This is a genomic window from Pseudomonas sp. 30_B (assembly GCF_017491605.1).
Taxonomy (GTDB): Bacteria; Pseudomonadota; Gammaproteobacteria; order Pseudomonadales; family Pseudomonadaceae; genus Pseudomonas.
Map to the genome: position 1 here is coordinate 1 of NZ_JAFGYY010000523.1, position 241 is coordinate 241.

General features: G+C 63.9%; 1 protein-coding gene. It reads right to left on the reverse strand.

Going from position 1 to position 241, the window contains the following annotated elements:
- Positions 1 to 241: sulfatase-like hydrolase/transferase (locus J5M67_RS29325; protein WP_207888769.1), on the reverse strand; the 241-nt coding region annotated here is incomplete at both ends.

The window sequence follows — 241 nt, forward strand, 5'->3', positions numbered from 1 at the left end:
ATCTCGTTGGACACCTGGCCCGCTTCGATATGTCCCGGCCAGCGGATCATCGCCGGCACCCGGAAGGCGCCTTCGTAGTTGGAGTTCTTCTCGTTGCGGAACGGAGAGGTGGCGGCATCCGGCCAGGACCACTGGTTCGGGCCGTTGTCGGTGGTGTAGACGACGATGGTGTTGTCGGCGATCTTCAGGTCGTCCACCGCCTTGAGCAGCTTGCCGACGTCGCCGTCGTGCTCGAGCATGC